This is a genomic window from Flavobacterium sp. KY-23415 (assembly GCF_055384985.1).
In genome coordinates this window covers 247,256-266,250 of the sequence record NZ_AP044001.1, presented here as the reverse complement: position 1 = coordinate 266,250, position 18,995 = coordinate 247,256, and the positions used below count along the sequence as shown (strand labels likewise).

The window sequence follows — 18,995 nt, the reverse complement described above, 5'->3', positions numbered from 1 at the left end:
TTGTTAATCTTTTAAATCGCTCAAATGTAAACGTAAAGCTTTTACAGAAATGCTTATTTCCCAAAATGAAAGCCCTAAAGAAAGAAGTAAACTAAGCAAAGACAACCCAAACAAATAGATTCCTATTGAAGTGTGTCCAATAAAAAGCAAAAGCATTGAAAAAACCGATAAAAACAAGCACATTACTCCAAATAATTGCATATATCGAATAAGGGTTAGTCTAAGATTTAAGTTTTTTATTTCTAATAAAATAATTCTATTTTCTTCCTCATCATATGTTTTTTTGAGACTTCTAATAATTTGAGCTATAGTTAAAAAACGATTAGTATAGGCAAGTAAAATTAAAGAAGTAGCAGAAAAAAGAAGTGCAGGGGTTTCTATAGAAAGATTCATGTTTTTTATTTCCAAATTTACAAACTTATTTTTTCTTTTGCCTAATCAATTTGTAAAAGAAAGTTAGTAAACAAAAAAACATCCTTTGTATTTGCTTTTAAAGGATGTTTTCTATATAAAGCTACTGATTGATTATAATGAAATAGTATAAACAGTACCGTTAGAATGTGTATAGGTAGCCATATTGTCGCAAGTATTATTGCCATAGTCTAAAACTCCATCTAGATAGGAGCCTTGAAGATTTAATTGACCTTGAGAAATATAATTACAAGCATATTTTTTAATCAATGGAGTAAGTACGGTTACCGTTAAAGATGTTCCATTAGGACAATTTACAGTGTGGTTTCCAGATAAAATTTCGTAAATGTTATCACCAAGAGTTAATGTGCCAACTCCTGCAATTTGTTGTACTGTTCTGGTTCCAGAAAAAGTGAAAACACCGCCCGTAATAGTTGTTAGTTTACCATTTGTTACTGTTCTTGTCCATTTTGGAGTTTGAGGGTTCGATGTAATGTTTTCATAAACAACAGTTCCTTCAATTTTTCTGCCATTTACATAATAATTAGAACGCTCTATTGTCATTTGACAGCCTGTATTTATTAAATAATTTGTTAATGTAATAGTTAAAATACCCGAACGATTAATACCATTGTTCAAACAACCCGTTCCAAAATCTACAGTGAAAATTTTAGGAAAAACTCCAGGAGTTGCGTTGTTTACAGAGATTGTAGCACAAGAAGGAGAAAAGTTTTCGGTGTTGCCTGTTTTGCTTGAGTAAGTTCCGTTTTCTGTACTAATGTCTAAACCTGTACTAAAATCTAACTCGTTAGCGAAATCAATCTGTGCATTTGCATTTAATAAATCTTTATCTACAGCTACATCCTCGACTACGTCTTTGTCACAGGATTGAAAAAAGAAACTTGTAAAGGCTACTCCTAAAATAAAAAAACGATTTAAATTTTTCATAATCATAATTTTTAAGTTCATAAATATTAGATGCAAAAAGAAAGGAAAGGTTTAGTCTAAAAGTTAATTTTTTTAACAAAATTTAGTTTTAACAGTTTTTACTGTTATTAATTTTTAGATAAATTAAAATAGTGATTGTTGCAAAAAAAAACTAAGTGTTATGAGACTTCTCTTTTTTTATTTCATAAATAGGATTTCCAATAACACCAGTTTTAGATACAAGATGCCCAATAATTTCTCCACCCAATTTTTCCATTGCTCTTCTAGAACGATAATTTGTTATTCCAACATGAAAATGAATTGCATCTACAAACTGAAAAGCATAGTTCATCATTAATTCCTTAATATTTCTGTTGTAATTTGTTCCCCAGTAAGCTCTAGAAATAAAAGTATAACCAATAACTACTTGTTTTTTTATCGCATCATATTCGTAAAAACGTGAAGATCCAATTATGTTATTGGTACTATTGTCAATTATTACAAAAGCACCTTTCGAGTCTAGTGCTAAAGCAAAAAAATCTCTAAAAACAGGTTCTAGATAACGATCATTGTTTGGGTGTTGTTCCCAAATGAGAGGATCTGAAGCAACACTGTAAAGCGCATCAAAGTCGGTTTGGATAAGCGGTCTTAGTGTAATTAATTCGTTCTTAAGTAGAGGTTGCCAATTCATTTTATAGTTTGATGTTGTATTTGTAAATTCTACTAAAACCATTCTCCTCTTTGCTTATTTCTTTTTGGAAATCTTCAATAGAATGAAAGTAGCTGTTTGAAACAGAATTTCTTTTACTTGTAAAATAGAGAATCTCATTTTCAGTATCATAGAAAGGACAATAATCCATCATTGATGAATTTATTTTATTACCTATATTTTTAGCTTTTTCCCATTCGTTTTTATCGTTTTTGTAGCTAATATAGAGGTCTCCACTTCCAAAACTATCGGGTCGTTTGTAGCAAGTATAAATCAAAAAAGACTCATCTGGAGCAATAAATGCATTAAATTCATACTCTTCACTGTTAATATTTAAACCTAAATTTTCAGGATTAGTATAGCTGTTGTTATGCCATTTAGAAACAAAAATATCATCTTTTCCAAGGGATTGATTGTTTTCCGAAGTAAAATATAAATTCCCATTTGTTGCAACAGAAGGGAAAAATTCATCTTTCTCAGAATTAACAGGGGATCCTATATTAATAGCCTTTGACCAATCGTCCTTCATGTTTTTTCGTTCCACAAACCAAATGTCATAATCTTTACTTTCTGAAATAGTATCTTGTAAAGGTCTGTTAGAAGCAAAATACAAACGTAAGCCATCTAGAGATAAAAAAGGTTCAATGTCTCTGTGGGCGCTTGAAAAAGGAACTAATTTTGGTTTAGACCATTTGTTTTTATGTTGTGTAATGAAAGCTATTTTAGAAACTTGTTCGTCTGGACTTTGTATAGTGAAATAGATTTCTTTTCCATCTTTAGAAATAGTAATATCCCTAACGTTTTGATAGGTTTTTAAAAAGTCAAAAGCAACTATTGGTTTTTTTTCTTTTTGTGCAAATCCTGTAGCAAAGATTAATGTCACAATAAAATGAACTGTGTTTTTATGCATTGTATTAAATTGAATCTAATTTACGTAAATATAGTAAAAAAGAACCCTTTTAAAAATTGAAAAAACAAGTAAGGCTTTTAAAATGTTTTTTAAATTAATCAGGGCAACTTGGAATTGCATTAATCCAATCTGCAATTAAAGCGGCACCTTCTTGATGAACAATACTTCTCCCTAAGAAAGGCATTCTATAGTAGGGATCGTTTGTAGTGACTCTATAATATAATAAAGATTGGGCTGTATTTCCAGGACTAACAATTCTTCCTTCCAAACCAGGCACTAGATGATTTGGGGCAACACAAACTCCCATGTTAGTCAAGTTGGTGGTTTCTTTAAATTCAAATTTCAAGTTGTAATAATCGGCGTAGCCACCTGGTTGATGACAATGCGCACAATTTGCATCAAAATAGGAACGTACTCTAATCTCTGTTGAATGTGAAGTGTCTGTGTAATCTACAACACTATTAATGTTGCTTGGTAGATTGTTTTCTAAGATGCCTAAATTGATCCATTTAGCAAGTTGATTGGAAGTACCATCGGAATAGGTATAATTGCCATTTAAATTTTGAGGTTTTATTCCGATAGGTTTTTTAATGTTAGAAATAGTATGACAACCTGCACATTTCATTTCATCTGGAATAACGTAGTCAATTGTTCTGGTAATAGCATTATTGTCTGTCCATGTAATTTGTTGTGTACTTCCATTTAAATCTAAAAAAGCCTCTGTTTGTGCATCATTCCAAACATAATTAGCATAAATCCATCCGTCAGATTTTCGAATCATAATCCTTGTTTCAATTATCTTTGTTGTGTTTGATGGCTGCACATTATTATAATAGAAATTCTTAATTAAAGCTGCACCAATAGGCAAGTCCAAAATTGAAAAATCATTCACATAGGTAGCTTTTAAACCAGTTGGCATCCAGACAAATCTTTTCTTTTCTGCATAATCAGTAAACAATACGCTTTCCGGTTGGAATGGGACAACACCCAAAACAGGTTGTTGGTTTTTTATTTCTCCTTGAAAGAAATTATAATCTGAAAGTTTAGGATAAGGAACTAATGTTAAATCCATTTTTACTGGGGAAACAGTAGTGTATTCTTCACTTTCATCTTCTTTATTACAAGATGAAAAAGTGAATAGCATTAGAAGAAATGAAAAATAGTAGTGTAGCTTCATAGTTATTGTATTGAATTGCAATATACTAAAAAAAAACAATTGTCCATAAAAAGCTATTTTTATAAAAAAAAACAGCCATTAACCAAATACACTAATGGGGATGTTACGCTTTATAAGTTTTAGTTTATTTAGGTTCTTTATAAGGAAACTCAAGTAAAAAAGCATGATACAAACTGTTGTGTAAAATGGTGGCATGATTTTCTTTTGGAAAAAACTTAAAATCGGTGCTAATTGTTTTTGGATATTTCTTCAATGTTTCAGCTAAAGTTTTTGCGTCTTTAATCATTACCTTGTGCTCTTCACCCACAGCCACATAAACATATACTTTTTGTTTCATTTTTTCTAAATATTGAGCCGCATCATGCAGAAGTGATTGGTCGTCCCACCATAGGCTAGGACTTGTAATAATATAATGAGTAAACAATTCGGGCTTTTTAAATAAAATTTCTGTGGCCAACAAGCCACCTAAAGATTGTCCGAGTAAATATTTTTTATTAGAAACTTTATAGTTTTTAGTGATAAAAGGTTGCAATTCTTGTTCAATAAAACTAATAAACTTTTCGGAACCACCAGTTGTAGGATAACTTTTCTTTAAGTCTTCAACTGCAGTAGGAAAAGTTAGGTCGTGCTTTCTGTCAATATTAGCAATACCCACTACAATTGTTTTAGGCATATTTAACTGTAAATTAAAAAACTGAACTAATCCGCAAACATGAATAAAATCTTCATTTGACGAACCGTCTAAAAGATAAATAACAGGGTAGGGAATAGAGTCATTTTCTTTATAACCTTCGGGTAAGTAAATATTAATTAACCGCTCTTGAGAGAGTATTTCCGAAGTAATAGTAACTGTTTCTCCAATAGTAAATGGTTTTTTAGAATTTTGACTAAAAACTACTGTAGTAGTTATGATTAGAAAGGATAGAGAAAGAATGAATTTTTTCATAGTAAGCATAAATGTTTGTAACCCCTCAAATATAATAATTTATTCTTTTTGGAAAACATGTAACTTTTTTTACAAAAAGGTTACTAACCTGAAAATATTATTAACTGTGAAAAAACTAATTGTATTATTTGTAGTGCTTTTTCAAAGCGTAACTAGTGTTTTGGCTCAACAAACCGAAACAAAAGAAAAAGAAGTAGATTTGAACGAAGTTGTATTGGTAAAAAAGAAAAAAGCTATAGAGCAAAAGCCCGATAGAACGATATTCGATTTCGAATCGCAAGCCCATCTCAATTCGGGTTCTGTTTTAGAAGGATTAAAGAAATTACCAGGCTTAATCGTTTCCGATGTAGCAGGAATGATGTATCAAGGGAAGCAGTTAGAAGTATTTTTAGAAGGAAGACCTTTAAATATTTCTTCAAACGACTTGAATGCATTTCTAGAAGGAATGCCTGCAAATAGTATTGAAAAAGTAGAAATAATTACCCAACCCGGAGCCGAATTTCCGGCCACTTCTGGTGGAGCAATTATTAATATTATTACAAGTAGGAGAGCAAAAAGCTATTTGAGCGCTACTTATTCTTCTGGAGCTAATTTTACAAGTTATGATAAATTAAGAACTCGATTTAATAATAGTCTATTATTGAGTTCTAAAAACAAATATTTTGGTTGGCAGTTAAATGTAGGTCAGAATTATAGAGAAAGCGCACTTTGGTCAACAGTTACGAATAGAGCAAATAATACAAACACAATTTTGTCCGACACAGAGGCCGATAGAATAGGAAGAACCACTTTTGCTAAATCGGCAATGACAATCGATTTTAAACGAGATAGATTATTATTAAATTATGATGTCAATTTTAATAATAACGATTCCTATGTGCTGGGATCAGGATTTGGTTTTCAAACCAATGATTTTAGTAAGAACAAAAACATTCGTCAAGATGCAGTTGCAACCTATCAAAAACGTTTCGATGCAATCGATAAGAAGTTGGATTTTAAAATTAATTATATTAGAAACAATAACGATTTTAATTTAGATTCAAGGTTAATGAATGTGAATATACTAGACAATTCCTCTTTGCAAGAATATTTTAATTTTAAAGCAGATTACTCTGAAGAAATAAAAATTCTTGATGAAGGAAAAATAAGTGTAGGTACTTTATATGATAATCTATCTTTTGAAACAAAACAAGATGGCACAACAAATCTAGATTATACTAGAAGAACAGCAGCAACCTATTTAGAACTCCAATCTTCCTATAAAAATTTCGATTTTATCCTTGGAGGAAGAGCAGAGGACTATGCTATAGAAGGAAAAACAGAGACAAACAGCTTAACACCTTTTAATCAATTTCGTTTTTTTCCAAATGCAAGCGTACAATATAATTTTGCACCACAAATTTATTTCAATGCAAACTATAATAAAAAAATAAACTTACCTAGCACATCGTCATTGAATCCAAATAATACCAATTATCAAAACCCTAATGTTAACTATTCAGGAAACCCACAATTGCAACCCACAATTTTTGATAACTATGAAGTTAAAATTAGTGCCTTTGACTATGCTTTTATTGGCTATAGTATTAGCAACGCTAAAAATCAGGTAATAAATAGGGTTTTAGTAAATAATGATGTAGTCTCAAACACCACTATAAATGTGCCTGAACTAAAAATTCATAATTTCAATATAGGCTTGCCAATACCCTATATGTTATTTTCAAAAGGATTAAAAGAAACTCTGAAATTCGATTTTAATCCCGATAAAATTAATTTTCTATATGCCTACGCAGGTTATCAATTACACCAAATTCCAGATGTAAACACCAAAGGATTTTGGATAATTAATTTAATGTCGCAGATTGTACTGCCAAAAGATATTAAATTTATTACCAATTATAATTATAGTACAACAAAAGGGAATTATTATTATTTCATAGCAGAAGAATCTTTTAGCCATAGTCTAGATGTTACCTTTTCTAAGAAATTCTTAAATGATAAATTATCAATATCTATTAATTTCGATGATATTTTGAATACCAATAGACAAGGGTTTGGTTCATCGGGAACAGATTTATTACTTCAAAACAAAGCCGATACTAGACGATTTGGCTTTACCTTGAACTATAAAATTCCAACCAAGAATAAACTCGCTAAAGAAGATCCGAACCTGTTGAACAAAAATAAAAAAGAAGATAGCGATCCTGTTTTGAATTAAGTTTCACCTATTTTATAATGGTGTAAAGTTTGTCAATTTCGATTATTTTTTTATTAAATAGAAGTGGAACTATCCTTGAAAGTATAGCGTTACATAGATTTCAGGTTAAAAACTAATCAATAATAAAAGAATGGGTAAAATAATAATTTCATGTTTAGTTGTTATAATTTTTCTTTCTTGCAAAAGAGAAAAGCATAATGAAATTCCAGTTTTTCAGAGCAAAGTTGAACGATTAGAAATGCATAAATTAGAAAAACTATTTGTTATTGGAGATTTTAATGGCGATGATGAATTGGATACGCTATTTCAACATAATTATTCAAACCTAAATAAAAAAGAAATAGATAGTGCACCCGATCCTTATCTAAATAAATGGGAAGATGTTGTCGATTGGTTTTTTAAACAAGAATTACAGGTCTATTTATCAATGAATAGAAGTAATTCAGATACGCTACATTTAACAACTGCTCGTGGGCTAAACTGCTTAATAAATATTGGAGATACTAATCGAGATGGAAAAGATGAAGTAGCCTTAGTTGTCGATTTATGCGATTTTAGTAGAATAAATAGTTGTAAAATAGTTACTTTATGTGAAAACAAATGGGTACAATTAAAACAATTCGGAATTAGAGAAGACGCATTTGATTATATTAAAGGAGAAAAACCTTCAAAAAATAAAGAAATTAAAGGTTATTTAGAGAAACATAATGAAAAATGGTTCTATAAAGACAATGACCAACAGCTCTATGAAACTGAAGAAGAAATCGATAAAATGAAAGAATTAAAAATAGAAAAATGCAAGTAAATGCTAGTTTCCGTATCATCTAGAATTAAAAAATTAAGCACTATATCTATACCTATTTTATACTTACACCATCGTATTTAAGATATTCTTAAAAAAGTAGTATCTTAGAAAAAAGTTTGTATAACCTTAAAAAAAACAAACCAAGTTTCAAAAAAACAGCAATCATAATGAAAGTTATCGTTACCTTTTTTTATACTTTTTTACTGTTCTACTCTGGTTTTGCACAAAGCAACTATCCCGAACCCGAAAAAACAGCAACACGCTTGTTCTACATTCAACACAGCAACAATCATAACACCTATGTATATGATGTTAACATAAAAGAAGGAATAATAAACCCCACAGAACCCATAAATCAATATCAAATAGCCTATACAGAAAACGGCATAAAAAGACCATTAACAAATACACAAAAAAAGCTAGCCTATGGAGTAATCCTAAAAACAGCGCAACATAATTTTTATAAATTTAGACTAGCAGCTTCAGGAGAAATAGATTTTCATCTAAAATATACAGCAAACACAGGAGCAAAAGTGTATGTAACCGTAAACACACACAAAATGTATTTAGATAAAATGTTTGTAAAATTAAAAGAAGGCTATTTCGGAATAAACACCAATGTAGAATATGTACTTTTTTATGGAAAAGACTTTCATACCGGAAAAGCAATAATAGAAAAAGTAGTTATGGATTGATTTGATACAATCTATAATAAGTTCGCTAGTTCATCACTTCGAGTGATTTAACGAAATACAATGGATTGAAAAATGTATCAAGAAGCTTTTATAAAAATTCTTGTCTAATTTTTTTAGCAAAATAATAAACCATTCTAATTACCTTTACATAAAATAATATAAATGCTACAAGACTCCATTTTAATAGAGAAACAATATAAAAAATTTATAAAAACCGTTTGTAAATCTACTATTGTTTACACCCTAAAAGATACAGAAGGATACGCAACCTCTACATCAAATAATTATATTAACTACCATGAGGAGCCCATTGGTATTATTTGCTTTTGGTCTGATATAGCTTTGGCAAAATCTTGTATAAAAGAAGAATGGTCCAACTATAAAATTGCTGAAATTCCATTAGTGGAATTTATAGAAAATTGGTGTATTGGTATGGATCATGACGGACTTATCATTGGAACAGAATTTGACCAAAACATGTTTGGATTTGAAGCAGAACCTTTGGAACTCATTCTAGAATTAATTAGTGAATTAAAAGCAACTGGGAAAGAGTTGAATTTTAAAGGATTTAAAGGAATAAAAGATTTAGAAAAGCAAATAAAGGCGATTCTAAAATAGTAAATGTCTTTCCTTAAATGAATAAAATTACTCTTTTCAAAACAAACACAACTAAACGGCACACCGTCACTTCGAGTTTTTTTTACGTAATGAAATGGAGTAGAAAATGTATCGAGAACCAATAACAGCAAACAAAGTAGATATAATAGAAATTTAAATCAGCACACCGTCAGTTCGAGTGTTTTTTACGTAATGAAATGGAGTAGAAAATGTATCGAGAACCCACTTAAAAAAAATATAGATGAAAACTTCTTATGTATATATTTTAAAATGTTCTGATAACACCTATTATACGGGCGTTACAAGCAATCTTTCACAACGTATTTTTCAGCATGAAAGTGGTGTTTTTCAAGATTGTTATACTTTTAATAGAAGACCAGTTTCATTAGTTTTCTATGCTGAGTTTACCGATATAACTATTGCAATTCAAAAAGAAAAACAAATAAAAAAGTGGTCTAGAGCAAAAAAAGAAGCTTTAATATTAGGTGAATTTGATGACTTGCCCAATTTAGCAAAGAAGAAATTTTAAGTTCTCGATACATTTTTGTTTCGTTTCTCTGCACAAAAACACTCGAACTGACGTGCTGCTAAAGTGGTTTATGTGCTATTTTTGTAATCAGCATTTCGTCAGTTCGAGTGTTTTTTATGGAATGAAATGGAGTAAAAAATGTATCGAGAACCAATAATAGCAAACAAAGTAGATATAATAGAAATTTAAATCAGCACTCCGTCACTTCGAGTGTTTTTTATAAAAAGCGAACAGCAATTTTATAAAAAACGTATCGAGAAGCTATTTTAATATCTATTGTCTGTTTATTGGTAAAAACCTAAATTCATGTAGTTAATTTAAAAAAAACAATGGGATTAGACATCACACATTATAAAGCAACTTTAGAAAAAGCAAAAAAGCATCACTTATTCTATATTGGAGAAGGTATTTATGGCGAAACAGGAGCAGAAATCAAAGAAAAATTTGATGCATTTAATGTAGATTTTGAACATTTCAATAAATACATTCAAGAGATTGAAGTACCTACAGAAGTTGAAAGTGTAGTAATAGTTAAGGGAAATGAAAATTTAAAAAAGGTAAAAGAACATTTTCGCTCAGAAGATATTACTTTTTTAATTCGAGAAAACGAAGAGCAACTTGAAAAGGAAATAGAAGATTTTGAGAAAACGAAAGGATATCAAAATTTAAAAAAGTGTTTTGATGATGGTCATGGTGAGTGGATTATCCTTAAATACTATACTACAGAAAAAAAAGAAGGATTCTATTTCAAAACAGTAGGAGAACAACGAAAAGGCATGGGAGGTGCTTTTTATAGTAGATTCTGCAATGGAGAGAAATATAATTTTGCTTTGAAAGAAGATTTTGATTATGCTTTTTCATGTGTAGATTATAATGAGTATTCAAAAACAGAAGAAGAAGTCAGTCAAAGAAAAGAAAAATTTAAAGAAACATTTATCGATAATTTTGAAGAAGGAGCTAGCTTTATGTCTGTATCTTATTAATAATAAAACCAAGCACTTCAAAGCAACGAAATAACTAAAATAGGATTATGAAAAAAACACTAACCTTAATTTTACTACTTATTCTTTCCACTCTTTCCTTTGGGCAAACCAATGAAAGTCAAAACGAAAAACTGGCTTTAGCCTATATGCAAGCCTATGGAAAATGGGATTTTGACACCATGAAAACCTTTTATGCAGATGAGGTTCATTTTGAAGATCCAACAGCCAAAGCAGCTTTTCAACAAGATTTTGTTTTCGATGGGAAAGAAAAAGTGTATCAATTCTTCAAAACAGTTTTTAAAGACAAATTTAAAAACGACAAACCACCTTACGTGAATTTTAATATTGAAAAAGTCTTTACATCAGGAAATCATACAATTATCAATTCCACTTTTGAATGCGTCTTACCGAATGCTTGGTTTGAGGAAAAAACAAACGAAACCATTCTCATTGCCATTCCTTTTGTAACCATTCTCACTATTGAAAAAGGAAAGATTACCCAACATATCGATTATGGGAATTATACGAAGTATTTCGAACAAATTAAAGCGCAAGTGAAGAAATAAGGTAGATTTATATGAGTTCTCGATACATTTTTGTTTCGTTACGCTACACAAAAGCACTCGAACTGATGTGCTGCTAAAGTGGTTTTATGCATTGTTTTTGTAACCAGCACACCGTCAGTTTGAGAGGTTTTTACGAAAAGGCATTGCCAACGAAACCATAGCCGAAGCCACAGGATTGTCCTTGGAAGAAGTGACACAAATGAGAGTGAAAAAAGCAAACAACATAGAATAGTACTCCTAAAAAATATTTTTTTTTACTCATTTACGGATTACCGCACAAAACAGAAAATTTACTGCATTACCTTTGAAAAAGCAACCGAATTGCCTTTCGTACGTATTTCTACGTACAACAAACACCCAAAATTACGTATTTATACGTATTGTGGATTTAGAAAGAATGGTTTAGGTTTGTGAAAATGAAATATGGCGTTTGTTATATATATAACAAGTTGACTTTCATTTGAACGGAACGAAAAAAAATAAGAAATTAATATCTTAAAAAATGAGTAATTTAAATCCTGATGAATTAGAAAGAAGAAAAAAAATCAACAAAAAAATTATAAGTTTTGGTTGTCTTCCTATTCTTGGTTTATTTTTGATTATATTTATTTTTAACACTCTATCTAACAGTTCTAATGAAAAAGAAAATATTCCTAAATCGAAAAATTCAGAAACAAATTCTCCAAAAAAGATAACTGATTTTAACACTTTCGATTATAATTTACCAAAAAGTAATTATAATTTCAATGTAAAAATATTAAATATAAAAACCACAAAAAAAGAAAATGAGTTTAAAATAAAAGACGATGAATATTCAGTTCCTAAAAAAATAGATGGTTATGTCCTATCACTTGAAATTGAAATAACAAATCCATATGAAAAAGAAATGATGGCTCCAATTCCTGATTATTTTGAAATCACTTCTTTAGGCGATGAAAAATTTACAGCGACAACAACTTATAGTAGAAGTTGCGATTGTCAAATAGACAATTCAAGCGAAATAACTGATATAAATGGTAAAAACTTGTGGGAGATTTCTAAAAACAAATGTGGAAGTAATAATTATTGTTTGAAATTCGATGCTAAGGAATCAAAAAAATTTAAAATAACTTTTACTGACCCAATAATATCTACAACGAAAAAAATTATATTAATAGGATTTGATAAAACTTGGAAAGAATCAGAAAACACAAAAGAAAGGGATTTAGGATTCATTATTGATACTGAAATTAAAAAAGTTATTGGCAATAAAAAACTATAAAAAAAACAGCATACAATAGTTAATGTTTCGTTGGGCTTGAAGAGCCAACTATAAAGCCCATGCACTTTGAAGTTTCCTGACTTCGAAGTAATGTTAAATATCACCCACTATTATTCATACACCAGACCGTTGTATGCCATTTTAAGCAAAAAAAATGTCAAACTAAAAAAATAGGAAAATGAAAAAAATAATTATTACAGCCGCAATTCTTTCTTGGATTTTAGTGAGTTGTGGAAACCAGACAAATGAAAGTAAGACTGACCAAACAAAAAAAAATGAACAAGAAAGTCCAAAAGATGAAAAACTTTCAAAGGTGGAAATGGAAGCTTCAAGATTGAGAGCAGGTGGTTCCGTAAAAACTGTTGAACTTGAAGGTAAAAGTGCAAAAATCATTTATGTAAAAAACTATGCAGAATATAAAAAAATAAACCCACAATCAGGACTGACTGAATCTGATTTAGAAGGATATTGGGAAAGTGGAGATGCTATTGAGAAAGCACTTGTTGACGGTTCTGTAAGGATTATGAAAAAGCTTGACTATATCGACACAGTATCTATTATATTACCACATAAAGGAACAACCTACTTCATTTCAGTAAACAAAACTGACCTTGAGAAATTTGTAGATGCAGATTTCCCAACAATTCAAAATAAATGGGACGAGACTTTTTCCAATCCATACGTATATGATGACAATGGTAGAAAATCATTTTTCGACAAATTTGGGAAGAAAGAATAAAAACTTCTTCCTCAGATAGCGCTAGCCCCCGCTAGCGCGAGCATCTTGCTCGTGCCTACAAACAAAATCAGGCTAAAAAGGTTTTAATAGTTTTGTTATTTTTACAAAATGAGTAGGAAGTATAAATTTGGAGAGCAATCAGGAGCCTATTTTATTAGCTTCTCAACAGTTAATTGGATAGACGTATTTACGAGAATAGAGTATTTTGATTTAATTATAGAATCTTTAGACTATTGTAGAAAAAACAAAGGTATGGAGATTTATGGCTATTGTATAATGCCAAGTCATATCCATTTAATTTTTCGTTCATCACATGCTGACCCTTCTGGATTAATTCGAGATTTTAAAGGTTTTACTTCTAGAAAAATAATGAAAGCGATAGTTGAAAATGAACAGGAAAGCAGAAAAGAATGGATGCTTTGGATGTTTGAAAGAGCAGGGAAAAAGAATAGTAATGTGAAACAAAGACAGTTTTGGCAACAAAACAACAAACCAATAGCGATTTGGTCTTTAAAAGTTTTTGAACAGAAATTAAATTATGTTCATTATAACCCTGTACAAACAGGATTTGTAATAGATCCAATAGATTGGAAGTATAGTAGTGCTAGAAACTATGGCAACAACGATCAAACGGTGTTAGAGATTGATATAAATTGATTTTTCTTTGTGGGCACGAGCAAGATGCTCGCGCTAGCGGGGGAAGAGATGAAAATAATTTTACCAAAAGAAAAAAATATTTCTGTTTCAAGGTTTTATCCGATTATATACAAAGAGTTTCAAGACCAAATGCAATTAATAGAAAATAAAAACAACTAATAAATAACAAAAAATGAGAACACTGTATTTAGCAATAATATTTTTAATTACATTTTGTGGTTATAGCCAAGAACTTGAAGGATACTATTCGGGAATTAATAAGCAAAGTATTGGTCAAGAATACCCTGTTGAAATAAGTATTAAATCTATATCCCAAGATAAAGTATCAGCAAGTATAAATTACCCGACTTTAGGATGTGGTGGCATATTAAGTTTTGTTGGTAATACTTATGACAAAAGATTCTTTTTTAAAGAAGTGTTGACAAAAAACTATAATGGGTGTGTAGAAAATGGAACAGTTGTTATACAAGTTTTGAATGAAAAACAATTAGTATTTTATTGGTATTATCAAAATGGAATGTTAGGTTCAGCAACAGTATTAAATAAAAGTTTAGCAAGTAGTAATTCTTGTGATAACCCTATTAAATTGTATAAATCAAATTCAAATTTATTTGAAATACCAACTGAAATAAATAACGTACTAAAAATATCTTTTATAATAGATTCAGGTGCTTCTGAAATTAGCATTACTCCTGATGTTGCATTAACATTAATTAGAACAGGTACAATTAAAGAAAACGATTGGTTAGAAGGTGCAACATATAAATTTGCTGATGGTAGTACTGCTAAAAGCGAAAGATTTAATATAAAAAGTTTAAAAATTGGTGATATGACATTGTATAATGTATCGGCATCAATATCAAACTCTTTAGAAGCTCCTATGCTATTAGGTCAAAACGCTTTAAGTAAACTTGGTAAAATATCAATAGATTATAACTATGGCATTTTATGTGTTGAAAAAAAATAAAGATAAATAAAACAACGAAGGTACAACAGTGGTTTTACCCCCGCTAGCGCGAGCATCTTGCTCGTGCCCACAAACAAAATCAGGTTATGAAATATTTTATTTTTTTTGTTATCATATTGTTAAATAATTTACTTGCGGGTGTTGTTAGTGATGAATATTCAGTATATATTCCATTATTCATGCTGTTAGTTTTTATTACGGTTACATTGTTTCAAAAATTTAAATTTAATATTAATAGATATTTTGTTTGTTTTTCATATTCAGCCTTTTTATTGTTGTTGAGTCTATTTAAAATAATCCAATTTGATAAAGCCTACATTATTATTTTTCTTTTACCGATAACAGCTTTTTTATCCTATGTTTTTTATAATGCAACAACGCTATTTAAGAAAATTGGTATTGTTGTTTTAATTCTAATTTATTCTGTTTTTGCATCAACTATAGTAGTGCAAAATGTGCATTACTTTAATAATTACAATAAAATTACATCCGAAGTTGAAACCGAAATAAAATTATATAATTCTAAAAAAGAATTATTGAAATTAGATAAGAATAAAATTTATGTTCTGGATTTTTGGACAACCAGTTGTGGTGTTTGCATTGAAAAATTTCCTTTGTTTAATAATTTAACAAATCATTTTTCAAATAGAAAAGAAATAGAATTTTTTGCTGTTAATGTTGCTATTGAAAGAGATGAGTTTTATAGAACGATTAACTTTATTGAGAACAAAAAATTTAACTTTGAAAACCTTTATATTTTTGATGATATAGATGCGAAAAAAATAGGTGTTTCATTATACCCTACTATTATAATTATAAAAGATAATAGAATAGTATATAATGGTTATCCAGCCTATGAAAGATTTGTTATTTCAAATAATATATATGATATAATTGAATCCATTCAAAAATAAATCTTTCATATAAATGTATTCTCAATAGCGGTTTTTGGTTGAAAAATCAAGGACTGCTAATGTTTTTAAATAAAATCTGAGGAGTTTATTTAGGAGAGTGAAAAAAGCAAGCAATTTAGAATAGTACTCCTAAAAAATATTTTTTTTACTCATTTATGGATTACCGCACAAAACAGAAAATTTACTGCATTACCTTTGAAAAAGCAACCAAATTGCCTTTCGTACGTATTTCTACGTACAAAAAACACCCAAAATTACGTATTTATACGTATTGTGGATTTAGAAAGAATAGTTTAGGTTTGTGAAAAGGAAATATGACGCTTGTTATACATATAAATGAGTTACCAGCAATAATAAAAAAAATAACAGCAGATTGAAAGTCCTTTTGATGATTTATAAAAAATAAAAAGCAACGATAATTGAGCTAATCTATACAAAAATGGGTAGCTTGCTCAATTAATTTGCAAAAAACTGAGCATATAAACGAGTTAGCAGCAAGCATTCTCAAAAAATACCGCTTAAATGAAATATAAAATAACTGAATTTGAAATTCGAAATTTTAGATCAATTTTAAAATTAAAAATACAACCAAAAGACGATAATTTATTAGTTATTTGTGGTGTTAACAATATAGGAAAAACGAATTTCCTAAGAGCACTATATCTATTCTTTAATCCTTTTGAAGAAAATTTTGAACCACAAAGAGATATACCCTATCATATAGTTGAAGCGACAAGAGGTGCGGGATATAAAACGACGTTGTCCGCAAAAATCAAGGAAATTGAAACTGGATCGATTTATTCGATAAAGCAAGAATTTACTGAAACTAAAGGTGTAAAAAAAATAAGTATCTCAGGTAAAGTCAATAATAATAACATAAATGAAAGTGAAATACTTAAATTTCTCACTAATAAGTTTAAATTATTTTTTATTGAAGCAAGTAATGTAGATATTCCAAAATTAATCTCTGAAATAGTCAATGATGAAATACTACCGCTAAGTTTAGATAGAAGACGTGGTAAACAACAAAAAGAATCACTAGATAAATTAGACGATTTTATCAATCACTCAAAGACGGTTGTAGAAAAAATAGAATCTGAATTAACCAAATTACTTATTGATTTACTAGACGACATAGACTCTCTTGATGTTAAAAGTTGGAAATTAAAAATTAATTTTCCTGAATATAATTATTTGAGAGAAGCTATTTCAAATATGATTACATTTACGTTATTTGATACTAATCAACATCCGTTAGAAACAAAAGGTAGTGGTATCCAAAGATCTATTCTTTTATCACTTATTAAATATGTAAATAAGAAAACTAATAAAGATGTAATTTGGGCTATAGACGAACCTGAAGCCTTTTTACAAGCTGGTTTGCAAAAAAATCTTTATAAAAATTTTGTAGATGAATCAGCTTCATCTCAAATTTTAATTACAACCCATTCTCAATTCTTTATAGATGTAAATAATTTAACTAATACTTATTTATTTGAAAGTATTAAAGAAGAGAAACCTTTTAAAAGAAAAAACAACTCGATTTACTATAAACTTGATACTAAAATATTTGAAGGTCAAGAATATGAAAAGGCGGAAAGAATAAAAGACAATTTTGGCTTAAAGAAAAACGATAATTGGGAAGTTATGCCATTTAACATTTTAGTTGAAGGGCAAGAAGATAAAGATTATCTAAATCAAATATATAAATTATATGGTTTTCCCACTCCTAATATCTTATCGGCTGGTGGTGTAAATAAATTTTCAGGATACTTACAATTTATGAATGACTATTGTTCTGATATGAGAAAAAAACCTGTTGTTGTAGTGCTTTACGACAAAGATTCTGCTGGAAGATCAGAGTTTGCATCATTAGATAGTCCAAAGAAGAAAAGTAATCTTTCAAATATTAAAATTATAAATAAATATATTTCTAAGTACGATGGTACTTATCCAAATGATATCGAAATTGAAGATTTCCTTCCTATAAATGTAGTAATTGATGCTGCAAATAAAATAATTCGTAAAAGAGGCTTTTCTACAATTAGATCAGAAGACAGAGTAAAAAAATCATTACCAATCTATGAAAAAACTCCAATTCTGAAATTTTTGAATGAAATGTGTAAATTAAGAAACACTGATAAGAGCTATCAAATTGATTTTGAAACACTTGAAATCAAACTATTATTGTGTAAGAATATTTGTAACCTTCTAGAAAACAATCAAGAATCACAACAGGAAATTTTTGATAACGCAAAGATTAAACAATTTATTAAAGAGGTAAATACAAATGCCAGCTGCTAACAGCTAGAGTTTCGTTGCTTGCGAAGCATGAACAATGAAACAAGTGTTGAACTGAACCCGCTCTTCGAAGTCTCCTGACTTCGAAGTAATGTAAAATATCACTCCATTTGCAACTTACGGAAACTCATTTGCAACCTGCGGAAGTTCATTTTTAATCTACGGAAGCTCACTTTCAACCTACGGAAGCTTATTTTTAATCTGCGGAAACTCATTTGCAACCTGCGGAAACTCATTTGTAAGCTACGGAAGTTCATTTTTAATCTACGGAAGCTCACTTTCAACCAACGGAAGTTCATTTGTAATCTACGGAAGCTCATTTGTAATCTACGGAAGCTCATTTGCAACCTACGGAAGTTCACTTTCAACCTACGGAAGTTCACTTTCAACCTACGGAAACTCATTTGCAACCTACGGAAAGATAATTGTAGTACTGTAATTCGTTTCTTTTGTCGGTTCATAAATTTTTGAATAAAAACCAAGTTAAGTTTACTACTAATTAAGTTTTGTTTATTACTAATGGAGTTCGGTTTAAACCAAATCAAATTAGGCTTATTACTAATTATGTTAGGTTTACTGCTAATCAAGTTCGGTTTATTACTAATTAAGTTCGGTTTATTACTAATTAAGTTTAGTTTAAACCTAATTAAATTAGGCTTATT

The 18,995-nt window shown here is 29.5% G+C and carries 19 protein-coding genes; 13 read left to right on the top strand and 6 right to left on the bottom strand.

The annotated features are described in order from the left end of the window. Positions 1-3 precede the first annotated feature (3 nt). From ACZ49Z_RS01235 to ACZ49Z_RS01210, 6 genes are all read right to left on the bottom strand, one after another. Entirely contained in the window at positions 4-393 is a 390-nt protein-coding gene (locus tag ACZ49Z_RS01235) for a DUF2721 domain-containing protein (protein WP_464306388.1), read from the bottom strand. Positions 394-525: 132 nt separating this feature from the next. Further along, positions 526-1,359, bottom strand: coding sequence for a hypothetical protein (locus ACZ49Z_RS01230; RefSeq protein ID WP_464306387.1), 834 nt, complete (start codon positions 1,357-1,359; stop codon positions 526-528). Between the two features lie 151 nt (positions 1,360-1,510). Continuing rightward, complete coding sequence (locus tag ACZ49Z_RS01225; protein WP_464306386.1) at positions 1,511-2,029, bottom strand: GNAT family N-acetyltransferase; 519 nt, start codon at positions 2,027-2,029, stop codon at positions 1,511-1,513. A 1-nt stretch (position 2,030) separates the two neighbouring features. Further along, positions 2,031-2,957 (bottom strand): TolB-like translocation protein, encoded by a 927-nt coding sequence (locus ACZ49Z_RS01220; protein ID WP_464306385.1) that lies wholly within the window; start codon positions 2,955-2,957, stop codon positions 2,031-2,033. 94 nt (positions 2,958-3,051) lie between these two features. After that, entirely contained in the window at positions 3,052-4,134 is a 1,083-nt protein-coding gene (locus tag ACZ49Z_RS01215) for a hypothetical protein (RefSeq protein WP_464306384.1), read from the bottom strand. Between the two features lie 124 nt (positions 4,135-4,258). After that, positions 4,259-5,080 carry an alpha/beta hydrolase gene (locus ACZ49Z_RS01210; protein ID WP_464306383.1) on the bottom strand — a complete coding sequence of 274 codons (822 nt, stop codon included), beginning with the start codon at positions 5,078-5,080 and terminating at the stop codon, positions 4,259-4,261. A gap of 106 nt (positions 5,081-5,186) precedes the next feature. On the opposite strand from ACZ49Z_RS01210, the gene ACZ49Z_RS01205 reads away from it, so the two are divergent. The 13 genes from ACZ49Z_RS01205 (at position 5,187) to ACZ49Z_RS01145 (ending at position 18,336) form a co-directional block, all read left to right on the top strand. Next, positions 5,187-7,298: a TonB-dependent receptor domain-containing protein gene (locus tag ACZ49Z_RS01205; protein ID WP_464306382.1), complete on the top strand. Its 2,112-nt coding sequence runs from the start codon at positions 5,187-5,189 to the stop codon at positions 7,296-7,298. 130 nt (positions 7,299-7,428) lie between these two features. Next, the gene (locus tag ACZ49Z_RS01200) at positions 7,429-8,103 is read left to right on the top strand and encodes a hypothetical protein (protein WP_464306381.1); all 675 of its coding nucleotides are present in this window, start codon (positions 7,429-7,431) and stop codon (positions 8,101-8,103) included. Between the two features lie 167 nt (positions 8,104-8,270). Then, on the top strand, positions 8,271-8,798 hold the full coding sequence (locus tag ACZ49Z_RS01195) for a DUF4833 domain-containing protein (protein WP_464306380.1): 528 nt from the start codon (positions 8,271-8,273) through the stop codon (positions 8,796-8,798). 162 nt (positions 8,799-8,960) lie between these two features. Further along, positions 8,961-9,416: a DUF2750 domain-containing protein gene (locus tag ACZ49Z_RS01190; protein WP_464306379.1), complete on the top strand. Its 456-nt coding sequence runs from the start codon at positions 8,961-8,963 to the stop codon at positions 9,414-9,416. Positions 9,417-9,657: 241 nt separating this feature from the next. After that, entirely contained in the window at positions 9,658-9,945 is a 288-nt protein-coding gene (locus tag ACZ49Z_RS01185; RefSeq protein ID WP_464306378.1) for a GIY-YIG nuclease family protein, read from the top strand. Positions 9,946-10,274: 329 nt separating this feature from the next. After that, on the top strand, positions 10,275-10,928 hold the full coding sequence (locus ACZ49Z_RS01180) for a hypothetical protein (RefSeq protein WP_464306377.1): 654 nt from the start codon (positions 10,275-10,277) through the stop codon (positions 10,926-10,928). 47 nt (positions 10,929-10,975) lie between these two features. Next, positions 10,976-11,494, top strand: a complete 519-nt coding sequence (locus tag ACZ49Z_RS01175; protein ID WP_464306376.1) for a nuclear transport factor 2 family protein — start codon at positions 10,976-10,978, stop codon at positions 11,492-11,494. A gap of 502 nt (positions 11,495-11,996) precedes the next feature. Then, positions 11,997-12,755 carry a hypothetical protein gene (locus ACZ49Z_RS01170; RefSeq protein ID WP_464306375.1) on the top strand — a complete coding sequence of 253 codons (759 nt, stop codon included), beginning with the start codon at positions 11,997-11,999 and terminating at the stop codon, positions 12,753-12,755. A 178-nt stretch (positions 12,756-12,933) separates the two neighbouring features. After that, a complete protein-coding gene (locus tag ACZ49Z_RS01165; protein ID WP_464306374.1) occupies positions 12,934-13,494 on the top strand; it encodes a hypothetical protein in 561 nt (186 codons plus the stop codon). 108 nt (positions 13,495-13,602) lie between these two features. Continuing rightward, positions 13,603-14,151, top strand: coding sequence for an REP-associated tyrosine transposase (locus ACZ49Z_RS01160; RefSeq protein ID WP_464306373.1), 549 nt, complete (start codon positions 13,603-13,605; stop codon positions 14,149-14,151). A 172-nt stretch (positions 14,152-14,323) separates the two neighbouring features. Continuing rightward, on the top strand, positions 14,324-15,118 hold the full coding sequence (locus tag ACZ49Z_RS01155) for a retropepsin-like aspartic protease family protein (protein WP_464306372.1): 795 nt from the start codon (positions 14,324-14,326) through the stop codon (positions 15,116-15,118). Between the two features lie 86 nt (positions 15,119-15,204). Next, on the top strand, positions 15,205-16,032 hold the full coding sequence (locus tag ACZ49Z_RS01150; protein WP_464306371.1) for a TlpA family protein disulfide reductase: 828 nt from the start codon (positions 15,205-15,207) through the stop codon (positions 16,030-16,032). A 522-nt stretch (positions 16,033-16,554) separates the two neighbouring features. Next, positions 16,555-18,336: an ATP-dependent nuclease gene (locus ACZ49Z_RS01145; RefSeq protein ID WP_464306370.1), complete on the top strand. Its 1,782-nt coding sequence runs from the start codon at positions 16,555-16,557 to the stop codon at positions 18,334-18,336. The last annotated feature ends 659 nt before the right edge of the window (positions 18,337-18,995 follow it).

What these genes read in the sequence shown, in the direction of transcription:
- ACZ49Z_RS01235 (WP_464306388.1), bottom strand. Translation starts at nt 393, where the DNA reads ATGAATCTTTCTATAGAAACCCCTGCACTTCTTTTTTCTGCTACTTCT.
- ACZ49Z_RS01230 (WP_464306387.1), bottom strand. Translation starts at nt 1,359, where the DNA reads ATGAAAAATTTAAATCGTTTTTTTATTTTAGGAGTAGCCTTTACAAGT.
- ACZ49Z_RS01225 (WP_464306386.1), bottom strand. Translation starts at nt 2,029, where the DNA reads ATGAATTGGCAACCTCTACTTAAGAACGAATTAATTACACTAAGACCG.
- ACZ49Z_RS01220 (WP_464306385.1), bottom strand. Translation starts at nt 2,957, where the DNA reads ATGCATAAAAACACAGTTCATTTTATTGTGACATTAATCTTTGCTACA.
- ACZ49Z_RS01215 (WP_464306384.1), bottom strand. Translation starts at nt 4,134, where the DNA reads ATGAAGCTACACTACTATTTTTCATTTCTTCTAATGCTATTCACTTTT.
- ACZ49Z_RS01210 (WP_464306383.1), bottom strand. Translation starts at nt 5,080, where the DNA reads ATGAAAAAATTCATTCTTTCTCTATCCTTTCTAATCATAACTACTACA.
- ACZ49Z_RS01200 (WP_464306381.1), top strand. Translation starts at nt 7,429, where the DNA reads ATGGGTAAAATAATAATTTCATGTTTAGTTGTTATAATTTTTCTTTCT.
- ACZ49Z_RS01195 (WP_464306380.1), top strand. Translation starts at nt 8,271, where the DNA reads ATGAAAGTTATCGTTACCTTTTTTTATACTTTTTTACTGTTCTACTCT.
- ACZ49Z_RS01190 (WP_464306379.1), top strand. Translation starts at nt 8,961, where the DNA reads ATGCTACAAGACTCCATTTTAATAGAGAAACAATATAAAAAATTTATA.
- ACZ49Z_RS01185 (WP_464306378.1), top strand. Translation starts at nt 9,658, where the DNA reads ATGAAAACTTCTTATGTATATATTTTAAAATGTTCTGATAACACCTAT.
- ACZ49Z_RS01180 (WP_464306377.1), top strand. Translation starts at nt 10,275, where the DNA reads ATGGGATTAGACATCACACATTATAAAGCAACTTTAGAAAAAGCAAAA.
- ACZ49Z_RS01175 (WP_464306376.1), top strand. Translation starts at nt 10,976, where the DNA reads ATGAAAAAAACACTAACCTTAATTTTACTACTTATTCTTTCCACTCTT.
- ACZ49Z_RS01170 (WP_464306375.1), top strand. Translation starts at nt 11,997, where the DNA reads ATGAGTAATTTAAATCCTGATGAATTAGAAAGAAGAAAAAAAATCAAC.
- ACZ49Z_RS01165 (WP_464306374.1), top strand. Translation starts at nt 12,934, where the DNA reads ATGAAAAAAATAATTATTACAGCCGCAATTCTTTCTTGGATTTTAGTG.
- ACZ49Z_RS01160 (WP_464306373.1), top strand. Translation starts at nt 13,603, where the DNA reads ATGAGTAGGAAGTATAAATTTGGAGAGCAATCAGGAGCCTATTTTATT.
- ACZ49Z_RS01155 (WP_464306372.1), top strand. Translation starts at nt 14,324, where the DNA reads ATGAGAACACTGTATTTAGCAATAATATTTTTAATTACATTTTGTGGT.
- ACZ49Z_RS01150 (WP_464306371.1), top strand. Translation starts at nt 15,205, where the DNA reads ATGAAATATTTTATTTTTTTTGTTATCATATTGTTAAATAATTTACTT.
- ACZ49Z_RS01145 (WP_464306370.1), top strand. Translation starts at nt 16,555, where the DNA reads ATGAAATATAAAATAACTGAATTTGAAATTCGAAATTTTAGATCAATT.